Annotated in this window: 17 protein-coding genes; 10 read left to right on the forward strand and 7 right to left on the reverse strand. The window is 55.2% G+C overall.

Features of this window, described 5'->3' with window-relative positions; all coding sequences use genetic code 11:
* Nucleotides 1–9 precede the first annotated feature (9 nt).
* The 3 genes from metB to metF all read left to right on the forward strand — a co-directional run bounded on the left by metB (nucleotide 10) and on the right by metF (nucleotide 4,703).
* A complete protein-coding gene (gene metB, locus M8Q36_RS06520; RefSeq protein WP_020455964.1) occupies nucleotides 10–1,170 on the forward strand; it encodes a cystathionine gamma-synthase in 1,161 nt (386 codons plus the stop codon).
* A gap of 2 nt (nucleotides 1,171–1,172) precedes the next feature.
* The gene (locus tag M8Q36_RS06525; protein WP_249880384.1) at nucleotides 1,173–3,605 is read left to right on the forward strand and encodes a bifunctional aspartate kinase/homoserine dehydrogenase II; all 2,433 of its coding nucleotides are present in this window, start codon (nucleotides 1,173–1,175) and stop codon (nucleotides 3,603–3,605) included.
* Nucleotides 3,606–3,812: 207 nt separating this feature from the next.
* A complete protein-coding gene (gene metF / locus M8Q36_RS06530; protein WP_249880385.1) occupies nucleotides 3,813–4,703 on the forward strand; it encodes a methylenetetrahydrofolate reductase in 891 nt (296 codons plus the stop codon).
* A gap of 214 nt (nucleotides 4,704–4,917) precedes the next feature.
* Here metF and gldA read toward each other — a convergent pair whose 3' ends face one another.
* From gldA to argE, 5 genes are all read right to left on the reverse strand, one after another.
* Nucleotides 4,918–6,021: a bifunctional L-1,2-propanediol dehydrogenase/glycerol dehydrogenase gene (gldA, locus tag M8Q36_RS06535; protein ID WP_045512293.1), complete on the reverse strand. Its 1,104-nt coding sequence runs from the start codon at nucleotides 6,019–6,021 to the stop codon at nucleotides 4,918–4,920.
* An 11-nt stretch (nucleotides 6,022–6,032) separates the two neighbouring features.
* Nucleotides 6,033–6,695 carry a fructose-6-phosphate aldolase gene (gene fsa / locus M8Q36_RS06540; RefSeq protein WP_249882724.1) on the reverse strand — a complete coding sequence of 221 codons (663 nt, stop codon included), beginning with the start codon at nucleotides 6,693–6,695 and terminating at the stop codon, nucleotides 6,033–6,035.
* Nucleotides 6,696–6,908: 213 nt separating this feature from the next.
* On the reverse strand, nucleotides 6,909–7,769 hold the full coding sequence (locus M8Q36_RS06545; RefSeq protein ID WP_249880386.1) for an AraC family transcriptional regulator: 861 nt from the start codon (nucleotides 7,767–7,769) through the stop codon (nucleotides 6,909–6,911).
* 92 nt (nucleotides 7,770–7,861) lie between these two features.
* Nucleotides 7,862–10,513, reverse strand: coding sequence for a phosphoenolpyruvate carboxylase (gene ppc / locus M8Q36_RS06550; protein ID WP_200553156.1), 2,652 nt, complete (start codon nucleotides 10,511–10,513; stop codon nucleotides 7,862–7,864).
* A gap of 261 nt (nucleotides 10,514–10,774) precedes the next feature.
* Nucleotides 10,775–11,926, reverse strand: a complete 1,152-nt coding sequence (gene argE / locus M8Q36_RS06555; RefSeq protein WP_249880387.1) for an acetylornithine deacetylase — start codon at nucleotides 11,924–11,926, stop codon at nucleotides 10,775–10,777.
* 169 nt (nucleotides 11,927–12,095) lie between these two features.
* On the opposite strand from argE, the gene argC reads away from it, so the two are divergent.
* The 4 genes from argC (at nucleotide 12,096) to oxyR (ending at nucleotide 16,517) form a co-directional block, all read left to right on the forward strand.
* Nucleotides 12,096–13,100: an N-acetyl-gamma-glutamyl-phosphate reductase gene (gene argC, locus M8Q36_RS06560; protein ID WP_045512287.1), complete on the forward strand. Its 1,005-nt coding sequence runs from the start codon at nucleotides 12,096–12,098 to the stop codon at nucleotides 13,098–13,100.
* A 13-nt stretch (nucleotides 13,101–13,113) separates the two neighbouring features.
* Entirely contained in the window at nucleotides 13,114–13,890 is a 777-nt protein-coding gene (gene argB / locus M8Q36_RS06565; protein ID WP_020455972.1) for an acetylglutamate kinase, read from the forward strand.
* Nucleotides 13,891–13,964: 74 nt separating this feature from the next.
* Nucleotides 13,965–15,338 (forward strand): argininosuccinate lyase, encoded by a 1,374-nt coding sequence (argH, locus tag M8Q36_RS06570; protein ID WP_045512284.1) that lies wholly within the window; start codon nucleotides 13,965–13,967, stop codon nucleotides 15,336–15,338.
* A gap of 261 nt (nucleotides 15,339–15,599) precedes the next feature.
* On the forward strand, nucleotides 15,600–16,517 hold the full coding sequence (oxyR, locus tag M8Q36_RS06575; RefSeq protein ID WP_017459619.1) for a DNA-binding transcriptional regulator OxyR: 918 nt from the start codon (nucleotides 15,600–15,602) through the stop codon (nucleotides 16,515–16,517).
* Here oxyR and sthA read toward each other — a convergent pair.
* The gene (gene sthA / locus M8Q36_RS06580) at nucleotides 16,500–17,900 is read right to left on the reverse strand and encodes a Si-specific NAD(P)(+) transhydrogenase (RefSeq protein WP_044489539.1); all 1,401 of its coding nucleotides are present in this window, start codon (nucleotides 17,898–17,900) and stop codon (nucleotides 16,500–16,502) included. The two genes, oxyR and sthA, sit on opposite strands and share 18 nt — an antisense overlap.
* Before the next feature lie 196 nt (nucleotides 17,901–18,096).
* Between sthA and fabR the strand changes: the two genes are divergently transcribed.
* The 3 genes from fabR to M8Q36_RS06595 all read left to right on the forward strand — a co-directional run bounded on the left by fabR (nucleotide 18,097) and on the right by M8Q36_RS06595 (nucleotide 19,796).
* Entirely contained in the window at nucleotides 18,097–18,741 is a 645-nt protein-coding gene (gene fabR / locus M8Q36_RS06585; RefSeq protein ID WP_017459617.1) for an HTH-type transcriptional repressor FabR, read from the forward strand.
* A gap of 3 nt (nucleotides 18,742–18,744) precedes the next feature.
* Entirely contained in the window at nucleotides 18,745–19,104 is a 360-nt protein-coding gene (locus M8Q36_RS06590; RefSeq protein WP_020455977.1) for a YijD family membrane protein, read from the forward strand.
* A 242-nt stretch (nucleotides 19,105–19,346) separates the two neighbouring features.
* Nucleotides 19,347–19,796 carry a cupin domain-containing protein gene (locus M8Q36_RS06595; RefSeq protein WP_249880388.1) on the forward strand — a complete coding sequence of 150 codons (450 nt, stop codon included), beginning with the start codon at nucleotides 19,347–19,349 and terminating at the stop codon, nucleotides 19,794–19,796.
* 266 nt (nucleotides 19,797–20,062) lie between these two features.
* Here the strand turns inward: M8Q36_RS06595 and trmA are convergent, their stop codons facing one another.
* Nucleotides 20,063–21,169 carry a tRNA (uridine(54)-C5)-methyltransferase TrmA gene (trmA, locus tag M8Q36_RS06600; protein WP_249882725.1) on the reverse strand — a complete coding sequence of 369 codons (1,107 nt, stop codon included), beginning with the start codon at nucleotides 21,167–21,169 and terminating at the stop codon, nucleotides 20,063–20,065.

Consider the following 21,169-nt stretch of genomic DNA (forward strand, 5'->3'; position numbering starts at 1 on the left):
GCCTTCACCATGACGCGTAAACAGGCCACCATCGCAGTGCGTAGCGGATTGAACGATGACGAGCAGTACGGTTGCGTTGTCCCGCCGATTCATCTCTCCAGTACTTATAATTTCACCGGCTTTAACGAACCGCGTGCGCATGACTATTCGCGTCGCGGCAACCCAACGCGTGATGTGGTTCAGCGTGCGCTGGCGGAACTGGAAGGTGGCGCGGGCGCGGTATTGACCAATACCGGCATGTCGGCAATTCATCTGGTGACGACCGTCTTTCTCAAACCAGGCGATCTGCTGGTTGCGCCGCACGACTGCTATGGCGGTAGCTATCGCCTGTTCGATAGCCTGGCGAAACGCGGTTGCTACCGGGTGAAATTTGTTGATCAGGGCGATGAGCAAGCATTGAAAGCGGCGCTGGCGGAACAACCGAAGCTGGTGCTGGTCGAAAGCCCAAGCAACCCGCTGTTGCGCGTTGTGGATATCGCGAAAATCTGCCAGCTTGCGCGTGAAGCTGGCGCAATCAGCGTGGTGGATAACACATTCCTGAGCCCGGCCTTGCAAAACCCGCTGGCGCTGGGCGCGGATTTGGTACTGCACTCCTGCACCAAATACCTCAACGGTCATTCCGATGTGGTGGCGGGCGTGGTGATTGCGAAAGATGAGGCGACTGTCACCGAACTGGCATGGTGGGCGAATAATATTGGCGTCACCGGTAGCGCCTTCGACAGCTATCTGCTGTTGCGTGGTCTGCGTACGTTGTCGCCGCGCATGGAAGTGGCGCAGCGTAATGCTCAGGCGATCGTCGATTTCCTGCAAAAACAGCCGTTGGTGAAAAAACTGTACCACCCGTCTCTGCCGGATAATCAGGGGCACGAGATTGCTGCGCGTCAACAAAAAGGCTTTGGCGCGATGTTAAGTTTTGAGCTGGATGGCGACGAACAAACGCTGCGTCGTTTCTTAAGTGGTCTATCGTTGTTTACGCTGGCGGAATCATTAGGCGGGGTTGAAAGTTTAATCTCCCACGCCGCGACAATGACCCACGCAGGCATGGCGCCGGAAGCGCGCGCCGCAGCGGGAATTTCTGAGACGCTATTGCGTATCTCAACCGGTATTGAAGACAGTGAAGATCTAATTGCCGATCTGGAAAATGGCTTCCGGGTCGCAGCTGAGGGGTAAACATGAGTGTGATTGCGCAGGCAGGGACGAAGGCTCGTCAGCTGCACAAATTTGGTGGGAGTAGTCTGGCGGATGTGAAATGTTACCTGCGCGTCGCAGGGATCATGGCGGAGTATTCACAACCGGGCGACATGATGGTTGTCTCGGCCGCGGGCAGCACCACCAACCAGCTGATCAACTGGCTGAAATTGAGCCAGACTGACAGGCTTTCTGCGCATCAGGTTCAACAATCGCTGCGTCGTTACCAGAGTGATTTAATCAGTGGGCTGTTGCCCGCCGCGATAGCAGACGGTTTGACCAGCGAGTTTATTCACGATCTTGAACATCTGGCGGTGCTGCTGGATGGCGGCATCACCGACGCGGTTTACGCCGAAGTGGTTGGTCATGGTGAAATCTGGTCGGCGCGTTTAATGGCCGCCGTGCTGAACCAGCAAGGTCTGGATGCCGCCTGGCTGGATGCCCGCGATTTCCTGCGTGCCGAACGCGCGGCACAGCCGCAGGTAAATGAAGGTGCGTCTTATCCGCTGCTGCAACAACAGCTGGCGCAGTATCCGGGCAAACGTATTGTCGTGACCGGTTTTATCAGCCGCAACGAAGCCGGTGAAACCGTGCTGTTGGGACGTAACGGTTCGGACTACTCGGCCACGCAAATTGGTGCGCTGGGCGATGTTACCCGCGTAACCATCTGGAGTGACGTGGCTGGTGTTTACAGCGCGGACCCGCGTAAAGTGAAAGATGCCTGCCTGTTACCGCTGCTGCGCCTTGATGAAGCCAGCGAGCTGGCGCGTCTGGCGGCACCGGTGCTGCATGCGCGTACGCTACAACCGGTCTCCGGCAGCAATATCGATCTGCAATTGCGCTGTAGTTATAACCCGGAACAGGGGTCGACACGCATTGAACGCGTGCTGGCTTCCGGTACCGGGGCGCGGATTGTCACCAGCCATGATGACGTCTGCCTGATTGAGTTCCTGGTGCCGTCCGGGCAGGACTTCAAACTGGCGCACAAAGAGATTGACCTGATCCTGAAGCGTGCGCAGGTGCGCCCGCTGGCGGTTGGCGCACATGCGGACCGCAACCTGCTGCAGCTTTGCTACACCTCAGAAGTTGTCGATAGCGTCTTTAAACTGCTTGATGAGGCCGGTTTACCGGGTGAATTGCGTTTGCGTCAGGGGCTGGCGCTGGTAGCGATGGTTGGTGCGGGTGTTTGTCGCAATCCGTTGCACAGCCACCGTTTCTGGCAGCAGCTTAAAGGCCAGCCGGTGGAGTTTATCTGGCAATCTGACGAAGGTATTAGCCTGGTCGCCGTGCTGCGCGTTGGCCCAACGGAAAGCCTGATTCAGGGTCTGCATCAGTCGCTGTTCCGCGCGGAGAAACGCATAGGTCTGGTGCTGTTTGGCAAAGGCAATATCGGTTCCCGCTGGCTGGAGCTGTTCTCGCGCGAGCAGAGCGCGTTGTCGGCGCGTACCGGTTTTGAATTTGTGCTGGCGGGCGTGGTGGATAGCCGCCGCAGCTTGCTGAGCTATGACGGGCTGGATGCCAGCCGCGCGCTGGCGTTCTTTAATGATGAAGCGGTGGAACAGGATGAGGAGTCGCTGTTTTTATGGATGCGCGCCCATCCGTACGACGATCTGGTGGTGCTGGATGTTACCGCAAGCTCACAGCTGGCGGAGCAATATCTGGATTTCGCCAGCCATGGCTTCCATGTGATCAGCGCCAACAAACTGGCCGGAGCCAGCACGACCGATACCTATCGTCAAATCCACGATGCGTTCGAAAAAACCGGTCGCCGCTGGTTGTATAACGCGACGGTTGGTGCCGGTCTGCCGGTGAATCATACCGTGCGTGATCTGCGTGAAAGCGGCGATGCGATTCTGGCGATCAGCGGAATTTTCTCCGGTACGCTCTCCTGGCTGTTCCTGCAATTCGACGGCACCGTGCCGTTTACCGATTTAGTGGATCAGGCCTGGCAGCAAGGGTTGACCGAGCCGGATCCGCGCGTTGACCTTTCCGGCAAAGATGTGATGCGCAAGCTGGTGATCCTCGCCCGCGAGGCAGGTTACGACATCGAACCAGACCAGGTACGCGTAGAGTCTTTAGTGCCTGCGGGTTGCGAAGAGGGCTCGGTCGATCACTTTTTTGAAAATGGCGATGAGCTGAATGATCAGATGGTGCAGCGCCTGGAAGCCGCCCGCGAAATGGGGCTGGTGCTGCGTTATGTGGCGCGTTTTGATGCTAACGGTAAAGCGCGCGTCGGTGTTGAGGCCGTTCGCCCGGAACACCCGCTGGCGGCGGTTTTGCCGGGGGATAACGTCTTCGCCATTGAAAGCCGCTGGTACCGCGATAACCCGCTGGTGATCCGCGGGCCGGGCGCGGGGCGCGATGTGACCGCTGGCGCTATCCAGTCGGATATCAATCGCCTCGCACAGTTACTGTAGTTCCTTTCTTTTATCCTCTCCCTGAACCGGGAGAGGATGCTTTGCGGCATCATGAACTTTTTTCATCTTCGCTGAACATTCCTCACACAGAATAGTGATTTTCCTGTTGACGCCCCGATCGTTTTCCGTCATTTTTACATCTGGACGTCTAAACGTATAGAAGTTCACAAAACAACAGACAATGACACGCGATTGATGAGGTAAGGTATGAGCTTTTTTCACGCCAACCAGCGGGAAGCCCTGAATCAGAGCCTGGCGGAAGTTCACGGCCAGATTAATGTTTCCTTTGAATTTTTCCCGCCGCGCACCAGTGAAATGGAACAGACCTTATGGCACTCCATCGATCGTTTAAGCAGCCTGAAGCCGAAATTTGTTTCGGTGACCTATGGTGCAAACTCGGGCGAGCGCGATCGCACACACAGCATCATTAAAGGCATCAAAGATCGCACCGGGCTGGAAGCGGTGCCGCATTTGACCTGCATCGATGCCACACGTGACGAGTTGCGCACTATCGCGCAGGATTACTGGAACAACGGCATCCGCCACATTGTGGCATTGCGCGGTGATTTACCGCCGGGCGGCGGTAAGCCGGATATGTACGCCGCCGATCTGGTGACGTTGTTAAAAGAGGTCGCCGATTTCGATATCTCCGTCGCCGCTTATCCGGAAGTTCACCCGGAAGCGAAAAGCGCACAGGCCGATCTGCTGAACCTGAAACGCAAAGTGGATGCGGGCGCGAGCCGCGCGATTACCCAGTTCTTCTTCGATGTGGAAAGCTACCTGCGGTTTCGCGATCGCTGCGCGGCGACCGGTATTGATGTTGAGATCGTGCCGGGTATCCTGCCGGTCTCCAACTTTAAGCAGGCGAAAAAATTCGCCGATATGACCAATGTGCGTATCCCGGCGTGGATGTCGCAGATGTTCGACGGCCTGGATGACGATGCGGAAACCCGCAAGCTGGTGGGCGCGAATATCGCCATGGATATGGTGAAAATTTTAAGCCGCGAAGGGGTGAAAGATTTCCACTTCTATACGCTGAACCGCGCCGAAATGAGTTACGCCATTTGCCACACGCTGGGCGTTCGCCCGACAGTGTAAGAATCCTTGCAGTGGAAAAATTAAAGAAAAGCCGGATTGCGATCCGGCTTTTTTATGGCTGACTGAAAACCACGCCTTATGCGCGTGGTCATCAACCGATTTTAGCTCTGCCTTGTTTTGGATTTACATCTCACAGGGTTGGCAGAGACGCTTTTTAGGCGCTTGATACTCCCCGTGAGGGCGCAATCAGAGCCACCCTCTGTAAACCTGAGCGCTATTCCCACTCTTCAAGAAAACGCTGCCCATACTGATCGGCGACCAGTAGCGCGGCATAGACCTGATCCGGTGTCGCACCGCCCGGCATATTATGAATGGTTTCCCCTTGTGCACAGGCAGCCTGCGCCACGATGCGCATTTTCTCTGGAATGTCAGTTTTAATCCCCAGTTGCGCCAGCGTAATTGGCAAACCTACGGTATGACACAGGGCGGCGACGGTTTCGATCTCTTCCAGCGGCGCGTTTTCCAGTACCAGTTGAGTTAAGGTGCCAAACGCCACTTTTTCGCCATGGTAGTAATGATGCGCTTCCGGAATAGCCGTGATGCCGTTATGAATGGCGTGTGCTGCCGCCAGACCGCCACTCTCAAAACCGACGCCGCTCAGGTAAGTATTGGCTTCCACCACGCGCTCCAGCGCAGGCGTTACCACATGCTGTTCGGCGGCGAACATCGCTTTTTCACCCTCTTCAAGCAGCGTGTTGTAACACAGCTCCGCCAGCGCGAGGGCGGATTGTGTACACTGACCACCCGCCATGGTTTTTGCGCCGCTGCGTGAACAAGCACGCGCTTCAAACCAGGTCGAGAGCGCATCGCCAATCCCGGCTGCCAGCAAACGCGCAGGGGCTCCGGCGACAATTTTGGTGTCGACAATCACCCGATCCGGGTTGTTGGGCAGCAGCAAGTAGCGATCGAACTCGCCGCTGTCGGTGTAGATAACCGATAACGCGCTACAGGGCGCATCGGTCGATGCGATAGTGGGAGCAATTGCTACCGGTACGTGCATGAAATGCGCCAGCGCTTTAGCGGTATCCAGCGTTTTGCCACCGCCGATGCCGAGCACCGCGCCACAGCGGGCGCTTTCTGCCACGCCTCGCAGCCGGTCAATTTCGTTTTGTGAACATTCGCCGCCGAACGGCGCGATTTCGCAGGCCAGCCCGGCATCCACCAGGCTTTTTTGCAGCGTTTCCTGCGCAAAACCGAGAACAAATTTGTCACCGACCACCAGCCAGCGATCGGCCAGCGGTTTGAGATAGTCACCGAGGCGGGTGATAACGTCTGCACCCTGGATATACTTGCCCGGCGACTGGATGATGCGGTCCATATACTGCCTCCTTACAAGTTGAGGTTGCCAAAAGCTGTTTTCCAGTCCTGTTCAAACTTCTCAATGGCTGACTCTACTGCGGGCGTATTGAGCATTTGTTGCGCTACATCTAATGGGAGCGTGATTGCTTCGCATCCGACCAACAAACACTCCAGTGCCTGGCGCGGCGTTTTAAAACTCGCGGCCAGCACTTTGCTCTCTGGCGCATGGAGTTTCAGCAGGGTTTGCAGCTCCTGCACCATGCGGATCCCGTCTCCGCCCTGTGCATCGACGCGGTTAACATACGGGGCGACATATTTGGCACCCGCCAGCGCGGCAAGCAGCCCCTGCGCGGCGCTGTAAACTGCCGTACCCAGCGTGACAATGCCCTCTTTTTTCAGTTGTTTGATGGCGGCCAGGCCTTCAGCAGTGACCGGAATTTTGACCACGATATCCGGCACGGCGTTATTGAGGCGTTTGGCCTCCGCCACCATGCTAACTGCTTCGCGGCTCATCACCTGGGCAAACAGCGTTCCTTGTGGGCCAATAACGCGTTGCAGGCGGGGCAATACATCCCACAGGGCGTCTTTACCGGCGGCGATAATGCTCGGATTGGTGGTTACACCCGCCAGCGGGTAAATGCGCGCCAGGCGCTCCACTTCCGCTACGTTTGCGGTGTCCAGATACAGTTCCATCATGCTTCCTCATATAGCGTTTCTGCACACAGCATAAGAGCGCGGGTTGTGTGCTCGCCATATAACAAATCTGCCAAACACTGGACAAATGTGATCGAGAGAGCAAAGTGCGAGCTGGTTCACAAGTTGCGTGATAGTTGATGAAAAGAGCCGTTGTAGAGTGCTGTTGAAACAAAAGTGGCTTTTTTAACGTACAAAAATCCAGTTCTGGCGTTATTCGTCCTGCGGGGTTTTTTCGCTGAGATGGCTGTGATACTGCTGGCGGTATTCCGAGGGGGAGCGTTCCGTGTTTTTTCGAAACAGGCGGCAGAAGTAGTTGCTGTCAACAAACCCACAGCTGTGCGCCACTTCTTTCACTTTTAAGTCGTACCCTTTGAGCAGCGTTTTGGCGTGTTCCAGCCGGGTATGAGTCAGGTATTCGTTGAAACCAACAGAACCGGTTTTCTGAAACAGGTGCGACAGGTAATTGGGTGAAATATAAAACGCCTGCGCCACTGATTCGCGCGTAAGCGGTAAAGCGTAATTTTCGTCGATATAGTCGCGAACGGCTTCGAACAGCGCCTGGCTGCGCGAAGCCGTTTGGATCTGGCTGCCGAGCAAGTCATGACAATGGCTGAGCAGGCTGGTGACGATCAGGCGTGCGGTTTGCTGTTCATGCGGCTGCATCTGCATTTCATGCAGGGTTTGTAGCAGGAAGGAGCCGACGCGCGGGCCGCGACGCGCAACATGCTGTTTCGCCAGGTTTTGCAGCATGGCGCCATCCCACTGCGTGACGTTAAAACTGAGCTGTTGCTTGCCAAACAGCACGCTCAAGGTGGTGGCCGGTAGCTGCCATTGTGGGTGATTCCAGCTACCTGCGGGAACATACAGCACGTCGTGCTGTGACATTCGCGCGGTTTCGCCATTGATACCCGTATCGGTTACTGTTCCTTCCAGCACAATTTCCAGGCGCGGGAAATCTACCTGGCAGGCCTGCGCAGGCGCGGTTCCGGTCACGCCCGCAAAGCATATCTGCCGTAGCGGAGCCGGGCCGTTTATCAGGCGCGAGATAAGATAGCTGACATCGAGACTCATGGTGTCCCTTTGGTTGCTGGCGAAGGGACAACCTTAACTGGCAGGATCAAAAAAGGCCACAACCAGTGTGGCCTTTTGCGATAACCGCTCAATTAGCCGGTATTACGCATACCCGCAGCCACCCCGGCGATCGTGACCATTAGCGCTTGCTCAACGCGATGATCCGGCTCTTTGCCTTCCTCTTCCGCAAGGCGCGAGCGGTGCAGCAGCTCGGCCTGCAACACGTTCAGCGGGTCGGTATAGATATTACGCAGCTGGATAGATTCGGCGATCCACGGCAGATCGGCCATTAAGTGCGAATCGTTGGCGATTGCCAGCACCACGTTGATATCCGCTTCCAGCAGTTTGCGCAGTTCGCTACCCAGCGCCCACAGTTCGGGTTTCACCAGGCGCTGATCGTAATATTCTGCCAGCCACAGGTCGGCTTTCGAGAACACCATTTCCAGCATGCCAAGCCGGGTGGAGAAGAATGGCCAGTCGCGGCACATGGCTTCCAGCTCGCTCTGTTTGCCGTCTTCCACCACTTTCTGCAATGCCGCGCCCGCGCCCAGCCAGGCTGGCAGCATCAGGCGGTTTTGCGTCCAGGCGAAGATCCACGGGATTGCGCGCAGCGATTCAACGCCGCCGGTCGGGCGACGTTTCGCCGGGCGAGAACCCAGCGGCAGTTTGCCCAGTTCCTGTTCCGGCGTGGCGGAGCGGAAATACGGTACGAAATCTTTGTTTTCACGCACATAGCCACGGTACATATCGCAGGAGATATCCGACAGCTCGTCCATAATATGGCGCCACTCGGTTTTTGGCTCCGGCGGCGGCAGCAGGTTGGCTTCCATGATGGCGCTGGTATAGAGCGACAAGCTGCTGATGGTGACTTCCGGCAGACCGTATTTGAAACGAATCATTTCGCCCTGTTCGGTGACGCGTAAGCCGCCTTTCAGGCTGCCTGGCGGTTGCGAAAGCAGTGCGGCATGAGCCGGTGCGCCGCCACGGCCAATAGAGCCGCCGCGACCGTGGAACAATGTCAGCTCAATACCGGCTTTCTCGCAGGTTTTGATTAACGCGTCCTGCGCCTGGTATTGCGCCCATGAAGCGGCCATCACGCCCGCGTCTTTCGCCGAGTCGGAGTAGCCAATCATCACCATCTGTTTGCCCTGGATAAAGCCGCGATACCAGTCGATATTCAGCAACTGGGTCATCACGTCGTCGGCGTTATTCAGGTCATCAAGGGTTTCAAACAGCGGCGCGACCGGCAGCGCAAAACCGATACCGGCTTCTTTCAGCAGCAGGTGAACTGCCAGTACGTCTGAAGGTGTCTTCGCCATTGAGATCACATACGCGGCGATAGATCCGCGCGGCGCTTCGGCGATCACCCGGCAGGTGTCCAGCACTTCGCGGGTCTCTTCGCTTGGCTCCCACTGGCGCGGCAGCAGCGGACGTTTAGAGTTCAGTTCGCGGATCAGGAATGCCTGTTTGTCCGCTTCCGACCAGCTTTCGTAGTCGCCAATACCCAGGTAACGCGTTAATTCGCCCAGCGCCTCCGTATGACGGGTGCTCTCCTGGCGAATATCGATGCGCACCAGCGGCACGCCAAAACTCTTCACGCGGCGTAATGTATCGAGCAGTTCACCATTGGCGATAATGCCCATGCCGCAGGCCTGCAACGATTTATAACAGGCGTAGAGCGGTTCCCACAGTTGCTCGTTTTGCGTCAGCAGCCCGGCCGGTTTCGGTAATTTCTGGCCTTTCAGGCGCGCTTCCAGCCAGGCCTGGGTGGCCATCAGATCGCCGCGCAGCTTCTTCATCAGGTAGCGATACGGTTCGCGCGCTCCTTCTGCGCCCGCCAGTTCGCGCAACTCGTCGGTACACTCCACCATCGACAGTTCGGAAATCAGCAACTGAACGTCCTTCAGGAACAGATCGGTTGCTTTCCAGCGGCTGAGCAGCAGGACATGGCGGGTGATATCGGCGGTAACGTTCGGGTTGCCGTCACGGTCGCCGCCCATCCACGAGGTAAAACGCACCGGAACAAAATCCACCGGCAGTTTGTAATTGAGGTTCTCTTCCAGCTGTTCGTTCAGCTCGCGCAGATAGTTTGGTACGCCTTCCCACAGGCTGTTTTCCACCACCGCAAAGCCCCATTTGGCTTCATCTACCGGGCTCGGGCGGTTTCTGCGGATTTCATCGGTATGCCAGGACTGGGCAATCAACTGGCGCAAGCGGCGCATCAGCTGGTGGCGTTCATAATCGGCGATATCGCTGTTATCCAGCTGCTTTAAGCAGTTGTTCACTTCCACCATTTTGTGGATCAGCGTACGGCGAGTGATTTCGGTCGGGTGCGCAGTCAGCACCAGCTCCAGCGACAGTGATTCAATCGCGTTGATAATCGTGGCTTCGTTGAGATTGGGTTGGTCTTTCAGCTTTCTGATGGTCTGGGCAATCACTTCCGGGTTGCTGGCCGCTTCACCTTTCGCTGAAATGCTATGGTATTGCTCAGCGGTGTTAGCAAGGTTCAGGAACTGGCTAAACGCGCGTGCTACCGGCAGCAGTTCGTCATTGGACAGATTCTGCAAGGTGGTGAGCAGTTCCTGACGGCTGGCTTCATTCCCGGCGCGGGAAGATTTGGACAGCTTGCGGATTGTTTCTACCCGGTCGAGAATGTTCTCGCCGAGAGCATCCTTAATGGTATCTCCCAGCAGTTTGCCGAGCATACTGACATTACTACGCAAAGCGGAATATTGTTCGTTCATGTTACCCCAGACACCCCATCTCATTTTATTTTGTTATACCTGCCGTTGAGCAGATATAAGACACCGTCTTTTATAAAGCCACGTAAAACCCACCGCGTCAATTGTTGCGAAATCGCTTCAGCAAACGAATAAATGTCGGCAATTTACGAAATTTAATTCGCATCGTGTCCAATAAGTATTGCTTATGGGATCGTGACAATTGTCACGCTTTTCCGTCCATAAAAACCCCCTCATTCGAGGGGGTAAAAAACGAAAAACACGTCAGCGCCAGCAGAAATGATGAACAACCTGGGTGATGAGTTCACGCGTTGGTTTAATAAAGCGGGTTTCCAGATATTCATCCGGCTGGTGTGCCTGGTTGATAGACCCCGGCCCCAGCACCAGCGTTGGGCAAAGCGTCTGAATAAAAGGCGCTTCGGTGCAGTAGTTCACTACTTCGGTTTCGATGCCGAGCAGTTTTTCTACCACTTCTACCAGTTGATGATCTGGCGGGCATTCGTATCCCGGAATCGGCGGGTGCAGCTCGGAAATGGTTAAACGACCCGGCCAGCGGGAACTTACCGGCTCCAGCGCATCGTTTAACAGCCCATTGAGATCGTTAAGCGTCATGCCCGGTAGCGGACGAATATCCATATGCAGTTCGCAACAGGCGCAGATACGGTTTGCCGCATCACCACCGTGAATATGCCCAAGGTTCAGCGTCGGATAGGGCACGGTGAACGCGTCATAGTGATAGCGTTCTTTCAGACTGTCGCGCAGTTGCAGAATATGGCCGATGGCATCGTGCATCAGTTCGATGGCGTTGACGCCGCGCGCCGGATCGCTGGAGTGGCCCGATTGACCAAGAATGCGAATCGCATTGGAGATATGGCCTTTGTGCGCACGCACCGGCTGTAAAGAGGTCGGTTCGCCGATGATGGCGCAGTCCGGGCGCAGCTGCGTGTTCTCGGAGAAATAGCGCGCACCAGCCATGCTGGTCTCTTCATCGGCGGTGGCGAGCACATATAGCGGCTTGCTCAGTTTTGTCACATCAACGTCACGCAGCGCATCAAGAATAAAGGCGAAAAAGCCTTTCATGTCGGCGGTGCCCAGACCGTAGAGCTTGTTGTCATGCTCGGTGAGCGTAAACGGGTCGCGCGTCCAGCGACCATCATCAAACGGCACTGTGTCGGTGTGACCGGTCAGCAACAGGCCGCCCGCGCCGGTTCCGGCACTGGCAAGCATATTGAATTTGTTACGGGTGCCGGGAACCGGCTGCACTTCAACCTTGAAACCGAGATCGCCAAACCATCCAGCCAGCAAATTGATTAAAGACGCATTGCTCTGATCCAGCGCTTCTTCCGTCGCGCTGATCGACGGCGTGGCTATCAGGGCGCGGTAGATCTCGATAAATGGTGGCAAATTCATTTTCATTGTTGACATACCTGAGTTCGTGATAGTATCAATATTCATGCACTAAATGTGAATAAAAATACATTAATGTTGAGCGTAAAGGAACCCATGCGGCGACTTTGCTCAGCGACGCGGGATTGATGCCGAGTCTTTCCCTGGCACACATGACGTAAGAAGGTAAACCGCCCCAATGTTGAACACATTAATTGTGGGTGCCAGCGGTTATGCTGGTGCAGAGCTAGTGACCTATGTAAATCGCCATCCTCATATGAACATAACCGCTTTGACGGTTTCTGCGCAAAGTAATGATGCAGGAAAATGTATCTCTGATTTACATCCGCAGTTGAAAGGCATTGTTGATCTCCCGTTACAACCGATGTCCGATATTGGCGATTTCCTGGAGGGCGTGGATGTTGTCTTCCTCGCCACCGCCCATGAAGTGAGCCACGATCTGGCGCCAACCTGCCTGGCGGCGGGATGCGTGGTGTTCGATCTCTCTGGTGCGTTCCGCGTTAACGATCCCGCGTTTTACGAAAAATTCTACGGCTTCACCCATCAGCATACCGATCTGCTGGCACAGGCGGTGTATGGGCTGGCGGAGTGGAACCATGACAAACTGAAAGAAGCGCAATTAATTGCCGTGCCGGGGTGCTATCCGACGGCGGCGCAGTTGTCGTTAAAACCGCTGATCGACGCCGGGCTGCTGGATCTGAACCAGTGGCCGGTGATCAACGCCACCAGCGGCGTAAGCGGCGCGGGGCGCAAAGCGGCGCTTTCTAACAGTTTCTGCGAAGTGAGCCTGCAACCGTACGGTGTTTTCAACCATCGCCACCATCCGGAAATCGCTACTCACCTTGGCGCGAGTGTGATCTTCACCCCGCACCTGGCGAGCTTCCCGCGTGGGATCCTTGAAACTATTACCTGCCGTTTGCAACCGGGCGTTACCCACGCACAGGTGGCGGATGTATTCAAACAAGCGTATGGCGATAAACCGCTGGTGCGTCTGTATGACAAAGGCGTTCCGGCGTTGAAAAACGTGGTTGGCCTGCCGTTCTGCGATATCGGTTTTGCGGTACAGGATGAGCACCTGATTGTCGTCGCCACGGAAGATAACCTGCTGAAAGGCGCGGCGGCGCAGGCAGTACAGTGCGCGAATATTCGTTTTGGCTATGCTGAAACTCAGTCACTTATTTAATTGAACAGGCGTGATGATGAATCCATTAATTATTAAGCTCGGTGGCGTACTGCTGGATAGCGAGGAAGCGCTGGAGCGTTTGTTTACGGCACTGGTGCACTATCGTGAGTCTCATCAGCGCCCGTTAGTGATTGTCCACGGCGGCGGCTGCGTGGTGGATGAGCTGATGAAACAGCTTAACCTGCCGGTTAAAAAGAAAAATGGCCTGCGCGTAACCCCGGCGGATCAGATTGACATCATCACCGGTGCGCTGGCCGGTACGGCCAACAAAACCCTGCTGGCGTGGGCGAAGAAACACCATATCGCCTCTGTCGGCCTGTTCCTCGGTGATGGCGACAGCGTGAAAGTGACGCAACTGGATGAAGAGCTGGGGCATGTCGGCCTGGCACAACCGGGTTCACCGAAACTGATCAATGCGCTGCTTGATGGCGGCTTTTTGCCGGTGATCAGCTCCATCGGCGTCACCGATGAAGGTGAGCTGATGAACGTCAACGCCGACCAGGCAGCAACCGCACTGGCTGCAACATTGGGCGCAGATCTGATTCTGCTCTCCGATGTAAGCGGTATTCTGGATGGCAAAGGCCAGCGTATCGCCGAGATGACGGCGGCGAAAGCGGAGCAACTGATCGCCCAGGGCATCATTACCGATGGCATGATCGTAAAAGTGAACGCGGCGCTGGACGCGGCGCGCACGCTGGGTCGCCCGGTGGATATCGCCTCCTGGCGTCATGCCGAGCAGCTACCCGCGCTGTTTAACGGCACGCCGATCGGCACCCGTATTCTGGCGTAACGACACAACAATTTATGTAGGCCGGGCAGGCGCTGCGCCGTCCGGCAAAACGGATAAAGAGAAGGAAGCAAACTATGGCACTTTGGGGCGGGCGTTTTACTCAGGCAGCGGATCAACGGTTCAAACAGTTCAACGACTCTTTGCGCTTTGACTATCGCCTGGCGGAGCAGGATATCGTTGGCTCTGTGGCCTGGTCTAAAGCGCTGGTGACCGTTGGCGTGCTGACTGCGGCTGAGCAGCAGCAACTGGAAGAAGCGTTGAATAATCTGCTGGAAGAGGTGCGCGCTAATCCGCAGCAGATCCTGCAAAGCGACGCGGAAGATATTCACAGTTGGGTGGAAGGCAAGTTGATCGACAAAGTGGGTCAACTGGGCAAAAAACTGCACACCGGGCGCAGCCGTAATGACCAGGTAGCGACCGATCTGAAACTGTGGTGTAAAGACACCATCAGTGAATTGCTGCTGGCGAATCGCCAGTTGCAGAGCGCGCTGGTGGTGACGGCGGAAAATAACCAGGACGCAGTCATGCCTGGTTATACGCACCTGCAACGCGCGCAGCCGGTGACGTTCGCGCACTGGTCGCTGGCCTATGTTGAGATGCTGGCGCGTGATGAAAGCCGCTTGCAGGATACGCTAAAACGCCTGGATGTCAGCCCGCTGGGCAGCGGCGCGCTGGCGGGAACGGCTTATGAAATCGACCGTGAGCAGTTAGCGGGCTGGCTGGGTTTTGCCTCGGCAACCCGCAACAGCCTGGACAGCGTATCCGACCGCGACCACGTGCTGGAACTGCTCTCTGACGCTTCAATCGGTATGGTGCATCTGTCGCGCTTTGCCGAAGATCTGATTTTCTTTAACTCCGGCGAAGCGGCGTTTGTTGAGCTTTCTGACCGCGTAACCTCTGGTTCTTCACTGATGCCGCAAAAGAAAAACCCGGATGCGCTGGAGCTGATCCGTGGTAAATGCGGCCGTGTGCAGGGCGCGTTAACCGGCATGATGATGACGCTTAAAGGCCTGCCGCTGGCGTACAACAAAGATATGCAGGAAGACAAAGAAGGGCTGTTCGACGCGCTCGACACCTGGCTTGACTGCCTGCACATGGCGGCGCTGGTGCTGGACGGCATTCAGGTGAAACGCCCGCGTTGTCAGGAAGCGGCGCAGCAGGGTTACGCTAATGCCACTGAACTGGCGGATTACCTTGTCGCGAAAGGTGTACCGTTTCGCGAAGCGCACCACATCGTTGGTGAAGCGGTGGTGGAAGCGATTCGCCAAGGCAAACCGCTGGAAGATCTGCCACTTGCCGATCTACAAAAATTCAGCGATGTGATTGGCGACGATGTTTATCCCATTCTGTCACTGCAATCCTGCCTTGATAAACGCGCGGCGAAAGGCGGCGTGTCACCGGTGCAGGTCGCGCAGGCCATTGCGGATGCGAAGGCGCGGTTGGTGTAAGTGGGGCGCGGTTTGCAAACAGGAGCCTGGCGTTACGCCGGGCTTTTTTATGCAAAAAAAAGCGGACGCTAAGGTCCGCAAAACGTTCACGTTGGCTTTAGTTGTTCAGAGAGAAACAGAGGGTAGTTGCCTCATCACGGGTCAAGCTGAGGTGCCGCTTCGTTTCTGGTGCTAATTATTGAACAGAATGCTTGATAGGGATAATCGTTCGTTGCTATGCTATCTATCGCCACGAACTATCGTGGCGACGGAGGATGAATAATGAATATTCGTGATCTTGAGTACCTGGTGGCGTTAGCCGAACACCGCCATTTTCGCCGTGCAGCCGATTCTTGCCACGTCAGCCAGCCCACGCTGAGCGGGCAGATCCGTAAACTGGAAGATGAACTTGGCGTAATGCTGCTGGAGCGTACCAGTCGCAAAGTGCTGTTCACCCAGGCGGGTTTGTTGCTGGTAGATCAGGCGCGCACTGTGCTGCGCGAGGTCAAAGTGCTGAAGGAAATGGCAAGCCAGCAGGGGGAAACGATGTCCGGCCCGCTGCATATTGGCCTGATCCCAACCGTTGGACCTTACCTGTTGCCGCACATCATTCCGCTGTTGCACCAGACTTTCCCGAAACTGGAAATGTATCTGCATGAAGCGCAGACGCATCAGCTTTTAGCGCAGTTGGACAGCGGCAAGCTCGACTGTGCGATCCTCGCGCTGGTGAAAGAGAGCGAAGCCTTTATTGAGGTGCCGCTGTACGATGAGCCAATGATGCTGGCGATTTATGAAGATCACCCGTGGGCGAACCGCGAATGTGTGCCGATGGCTGACCTGGCGGGCGAAAAGCTGCTGATGCTGGAAGACGGGCACTGCTTGCGCGACCAGGCGATGGGCTTCTGCTTCGAAGCGGGTGCGGACGAAGATACGCATTTCCGCGCAACCAGCCTGGAAACGCTGCGCAATATGGTCGCCGCCGGGAGTGGTATCACGCTGCTGCCTGCGCTTTCCGTTCCGCGCGAGCGCAAACGCGATGGCGTGGTTTACTTACCGTGCATCAAACCTGAACCGAAACGCACGGTTGGGCTGGTGTATCGCCCAGGTTCGCCGCTGCGCAGCCGCTATGAGCAGCTGGCAGAGGCCATCCGTGGTGCGATGGATGGCCATTTCGACACAGCGTTAAAACAGGCGGTTTAAGCCATTTAGCGCCGCTACCCGGTAGGCTTCCGCCATTGTCGGGTAGTTAAAGGTGGTGTTAACGAAGTACTCAATGGTGTTACCGCCACCTTTCTGCTCCATAATCGCCTGGCCGATATGAATAATTTCGGCCGCGCGCTCGCCAAAGCAGTGAATTCCCAAAATCTCTTTCGTTTCGCGGTGGAACAGGATCTTCAGCGTACCGACATTCATGCCGACAATCTGCGCCCGCGCCAGGTGTTTAAACTGCGCACGACCCACTTCATACGGCACTTTCATCGCCGTGAGCTGCTGTTCGGTTTTGCCCACGGAACTGATCTCCGGAATGGTGTAAATCCCGGTCGGAATATCTTCAATCAGATGCGCCGTAGCTTCGCCTTTGACCATCGCCTGCGCGGCAATGCGACCCTGGTCATAAGCCGCTGATGCCAGGCTTGGGTAACCAATCACATCGCCTACCGCATAGACGTGCGGCAGCGCGGTCTGGTACATGCTGTTTACTTTCAACTGACCGCGGCCGTCCGCTTCAAGGCCAATATTCGCCAGTTGCAGGCTGTCGGTGTTCCCGGTACGGCCGTTGGCGTAGAGCAGGCAGTCGGCTTTCAGTTTTTTGCCGGATTTCAGGTGCATAATCACCCCGTCATCCAGCGGCTCGATACGCTCGTACTCTTCGTTATGGCGGATAACGACGCCGCTATTCCAGAAGTGATAAGAGAGTGAGTCCGACATCTCCTGATCAAGGAACGCCAGCAGGCGATCGCGGGTGTTGATCAGATCCACTTTGACGTTCATACCACGGAAGATCGATGCATATTCGCAACCGATCACCCCCGCGCCGTAGATGATCACATGGCGGGGTTCGTGGTGCATATCAAGAATCGAGTCGCTGTCGTAAACGCGCGGATGGGCAAAATCGACATCGGCCGGACGGTAGGGGCGGGAGCCGCAGGCGATAACAAATTTTTCGGCGGTGATGGTTTCGACAGTGCCGTCGTGGCACTCCAGCGCCAGTGTGTGGTCATCAATAAAATGGGCGTTGCCTTCTAAAATTTCGCAGCGGTTACGCTCATAAAAGCCCTGACGCATGCGCGTTTGCTGATTAATCACGCTTTCAGCATGGTTCAGGATATCGGCGAAAGAGGAGCGGAGAAGGCGGGTGTGGTCACTGTAGAGCGGGTTTTGGTTGAATTCGATAATTCGGCTAACGGCGTGGCGCAACGCTTTTGAGGGGATGGTGCCCCAATGCGTACAGCCGCCGCCGACATTGTGGTAACGCTCAATAACCGCGACCCGTGCTCCTTGTTTAACCAGGCCCATGGCTGCGCCTTCGCCGCCGGGGCCGGAGCCTATTACTATTGCATCATAATCGTAGGAATGTGGCATGGTAAGGCTTACCTGTTCTTATACATAAAAGCAACATAATACTAACATCAAAGCGGCGGTAACCCAATTATCGTTGTGCTCTTTTGCCACGAAAAAGAAGAAACTGCGCGTAAACAATCAGTCACAATCCAGTACAATCGGATCGGATTTATTCTCTGGTATAGTGCCAGCGGGCCCCTGGAAGGATTCAAACATCGTGATGGGTGTAAGAGCGCAACAAAAAGAGAGAACGCGGCGTTCGCTGATCGAAGCCGCATTTAGCCAACTCAGCGCGGAGCGCAGCTTCGCCAGCCTGAGCCTGCGGGAAGTCGCCCGTGAGGCAGGTATTGCGCCAACGTCTTTTTATCGTCATTTTCGGGATGTGGATGAACTCGGTCTGACCATGGTGGATGAAAGCGGGTTAATGCTGCGCCAGTTGATGCGCCAGGCGCGTCAGCGTATTGCGAAAGGCGGTAGCGTGATCCGCACATCGGTTTCCACATTTATGGAATTTATCGGCAATAATCCCAACGCTTTTCAGCTCCTGTTGCGGGAACGCTCCGGAACGTCCGCAGCCTTTCGTGCGGCGGTGGCGCGTGAGATCCAACATTTTATTGCGGAACTTGCCGACTACCTTGAACTCGAAAACCATATGCCGCGAGCGTTCACTGAAGCGCAAGCCGAAGCGATGGTGACAATTGTCTTCAACGCCGGTGCTGAGGCGCTGGATGTAGGGGCGGAACAACGCAGGCAATTAGAAGAGCGACTGGTACTACAATTGCGCATGATTTCAAAAGGCGCGTATTACTGGTATCGCCGTGAACAGGAAAAACTGGCGCATCAACCGACGAGTGAAGGATGAGTAATGAAACAGTCTGGTCAAGATAAAGGTACGTTGCTGCTGGCGCTCATCGCTGGCTTATCGATTAACGGTACGTTCTCCGCCGTGTTCAGCTCGATTGTACCGTTTTCAATATTCCCGATTATTTCGCTGGTGCTGACGGTGTATTGTCTGCATCAGCGCTATCAAAATCGCACGATGCCGGTGGGGCTGCCAGGCCTTGCCGCCGCCTGTTTTATCCTCGGTGTGCTGATTTACAGTACGGTGGTGCGCGCCGAGTATCCGGATATCGGTTCTAACTTCCTGCCTGCCGTTTTGTCGGTGGTGCTGGTTTTCTGGATTGGTTTTCGTCTGCGCGATCGCAAACACGAAGCCTCTGAATAAGCGTTATCCCCTCTCCCTGCGAGAGGGGATTTTCATCCCCAATGAATCAAGCGTTGGGAATTATTAATTCCTTTCTTCTGCGCTTGCAAAATAACTCCCTGCCAGAATCCATCAATAATTTATTAATTAAAAAAATCTACGGTAAAACACATTTCATCTGATGTACTGATCCGGCATTTTATTCGGTTGCCTGACGATCGCTTGATCCAGGTGGCAGGTTAAAATTAACTCTGGACATCCTGATGAAAAAAATAACACAACTTCTGTTAGCCACGGCCGGTTTCGTTATTTCGGTCGCCGCATCTGCGGATACAATAAAAACGAATGAGAGCGAGCACCGTATTCCGGCGATAAAGCTCATTAATACGCAAGATAACCACTCTGCGTTTATTAAAGGCTCTGTTCCCTCGCTGGCGAAGCTCTCTTCGCAAAATCTCTACTTCAGCAATACGTTCGAAGAGTGGCAGAAAGGAGTACATCCAGCACCGAAGAAGCAATACGTAGTGACGATGAAAGGTAAGTTGAAGTTCAGGGTGAGCGATGGCTCAACCTTCATCATCGAACCCGGCACTGTTCTGCTTGCGGCAGACACGGCGGGCGAAGGTCACAGCTGGGATATTGTCGACGGTAAAGAGTGGGTTCGCGTTTATATTCCGGTGGGTGATGATGACCACTTTATTGCCGATAAATAACCAGTGAACTGCATTATTTATCAGCCCTGTTTCGTGCGGGGCTGATCGCTTAATACTAGGAACAAATATCTCTGGTGATATAAATACCGCATCAGAACATTCGCAAACCATTATAAAATAATGTTAGCGCGATCACGTTCCGCAATGGTCATTATTCTGATAAATAAATAGTTACGCGCAGCAGTCATTTCCCTCTCACTGCTATTATTCGGCTGGCCTGATTGACAGGCCAGCCGTTAAACGGAATTGCCGGGTTTTATATAGCGCTATTTATTTTTACGCGTAAGCAGTACGCCGCACTCCATATGGTGCGTATACGGGAATTGATCGAACAGCGCCAGACGTGAAATATCATGTGTCTGGCTTAATGTTTCCAGATTTTTACACAGCGTTTCCGGGTTGCAGGAAATATACAGAATACGCGGATAGGCCTGCACCATTTTCTCGGTCTCCGCATCCAGCCCGCTGCGCGGCGGATCGACGAAAATCGTTTCGCACTGGTAGCTCGCAAGATCGATACCCTGCAAGCGGTTAAAAGCGCGTACGCCATTCATCGCCTGCGTAAATTCTTCGGCGGACATGCGGATAATCTGCACGTTATCGATGTGGTTAGCTGCGATATTGTATTGCGCTGCCGCCACGGACGGTTTGGCGATTTCGGTGGCCAGCACACGATCGAAATTGCGCGCCAGCGCCAGCGAGAAGTTGCCGTTGCCGCAATACAACTCCAGCAGATCGCCCGTTGAATCGCGCGTGACATCAAGCGCCCATTCCAGCATTTGGATATTCATCGCGGCGTTAGGCTGCGTAAAGCTGTTCTCCACCTGGCGGTAGATCATCTCTCTGCCACCGACCGGCAGACGCTCATCGACAAAATCCTGATCCAGCTCGATTTTGGTTTTGGTCGCACGACCAATTAACTGCACATTCAGATTCTGCGCGCGCAGCGCGTCACGCAGGTGCGCAGCTTCTGCCTGCCATTCATCATCCAGCTTTTTGTGATAGAGCAGAGTAACAATCGCCTGGTTGCTCATGGTGCTCAGGTAATCAATCTGGAACAGCTTATGACGCAGTGTTTTATTGCCGCGTACCGCCTCGATCATTACCGTCATTAATTGGTTAATCAGCTCGCTTGCCGCCGGGAAGCTGTCCACGCGGATCCGCGATTTCGTCTGCTGATCGAAAATGATGTGGTAGAGATCGTCGCCGTCATGCCAGATGCGGAATTCGGCGCGCATACGGTAATGGCTGACCGGTGAGCGGAACACCTCCGGAAGCGGCGCGGAAAAAGGCGTCATCATTGATTGCAGACGCACCACTTTTTCGGCCAGCTGGGCTTCGTACTGTTCTGTCGGCAGGTGTTCGGGGGTCAT

The sequence above is a fragment of the Kosakonia sp. R1.Fl genome (assembly GCF_023516815.1).
Lineage (GTDB): Bacteria > Pseudomonadota > Gammaproteobacteria > Enterobacterales > Enterobacteriaceae > Kosakonia.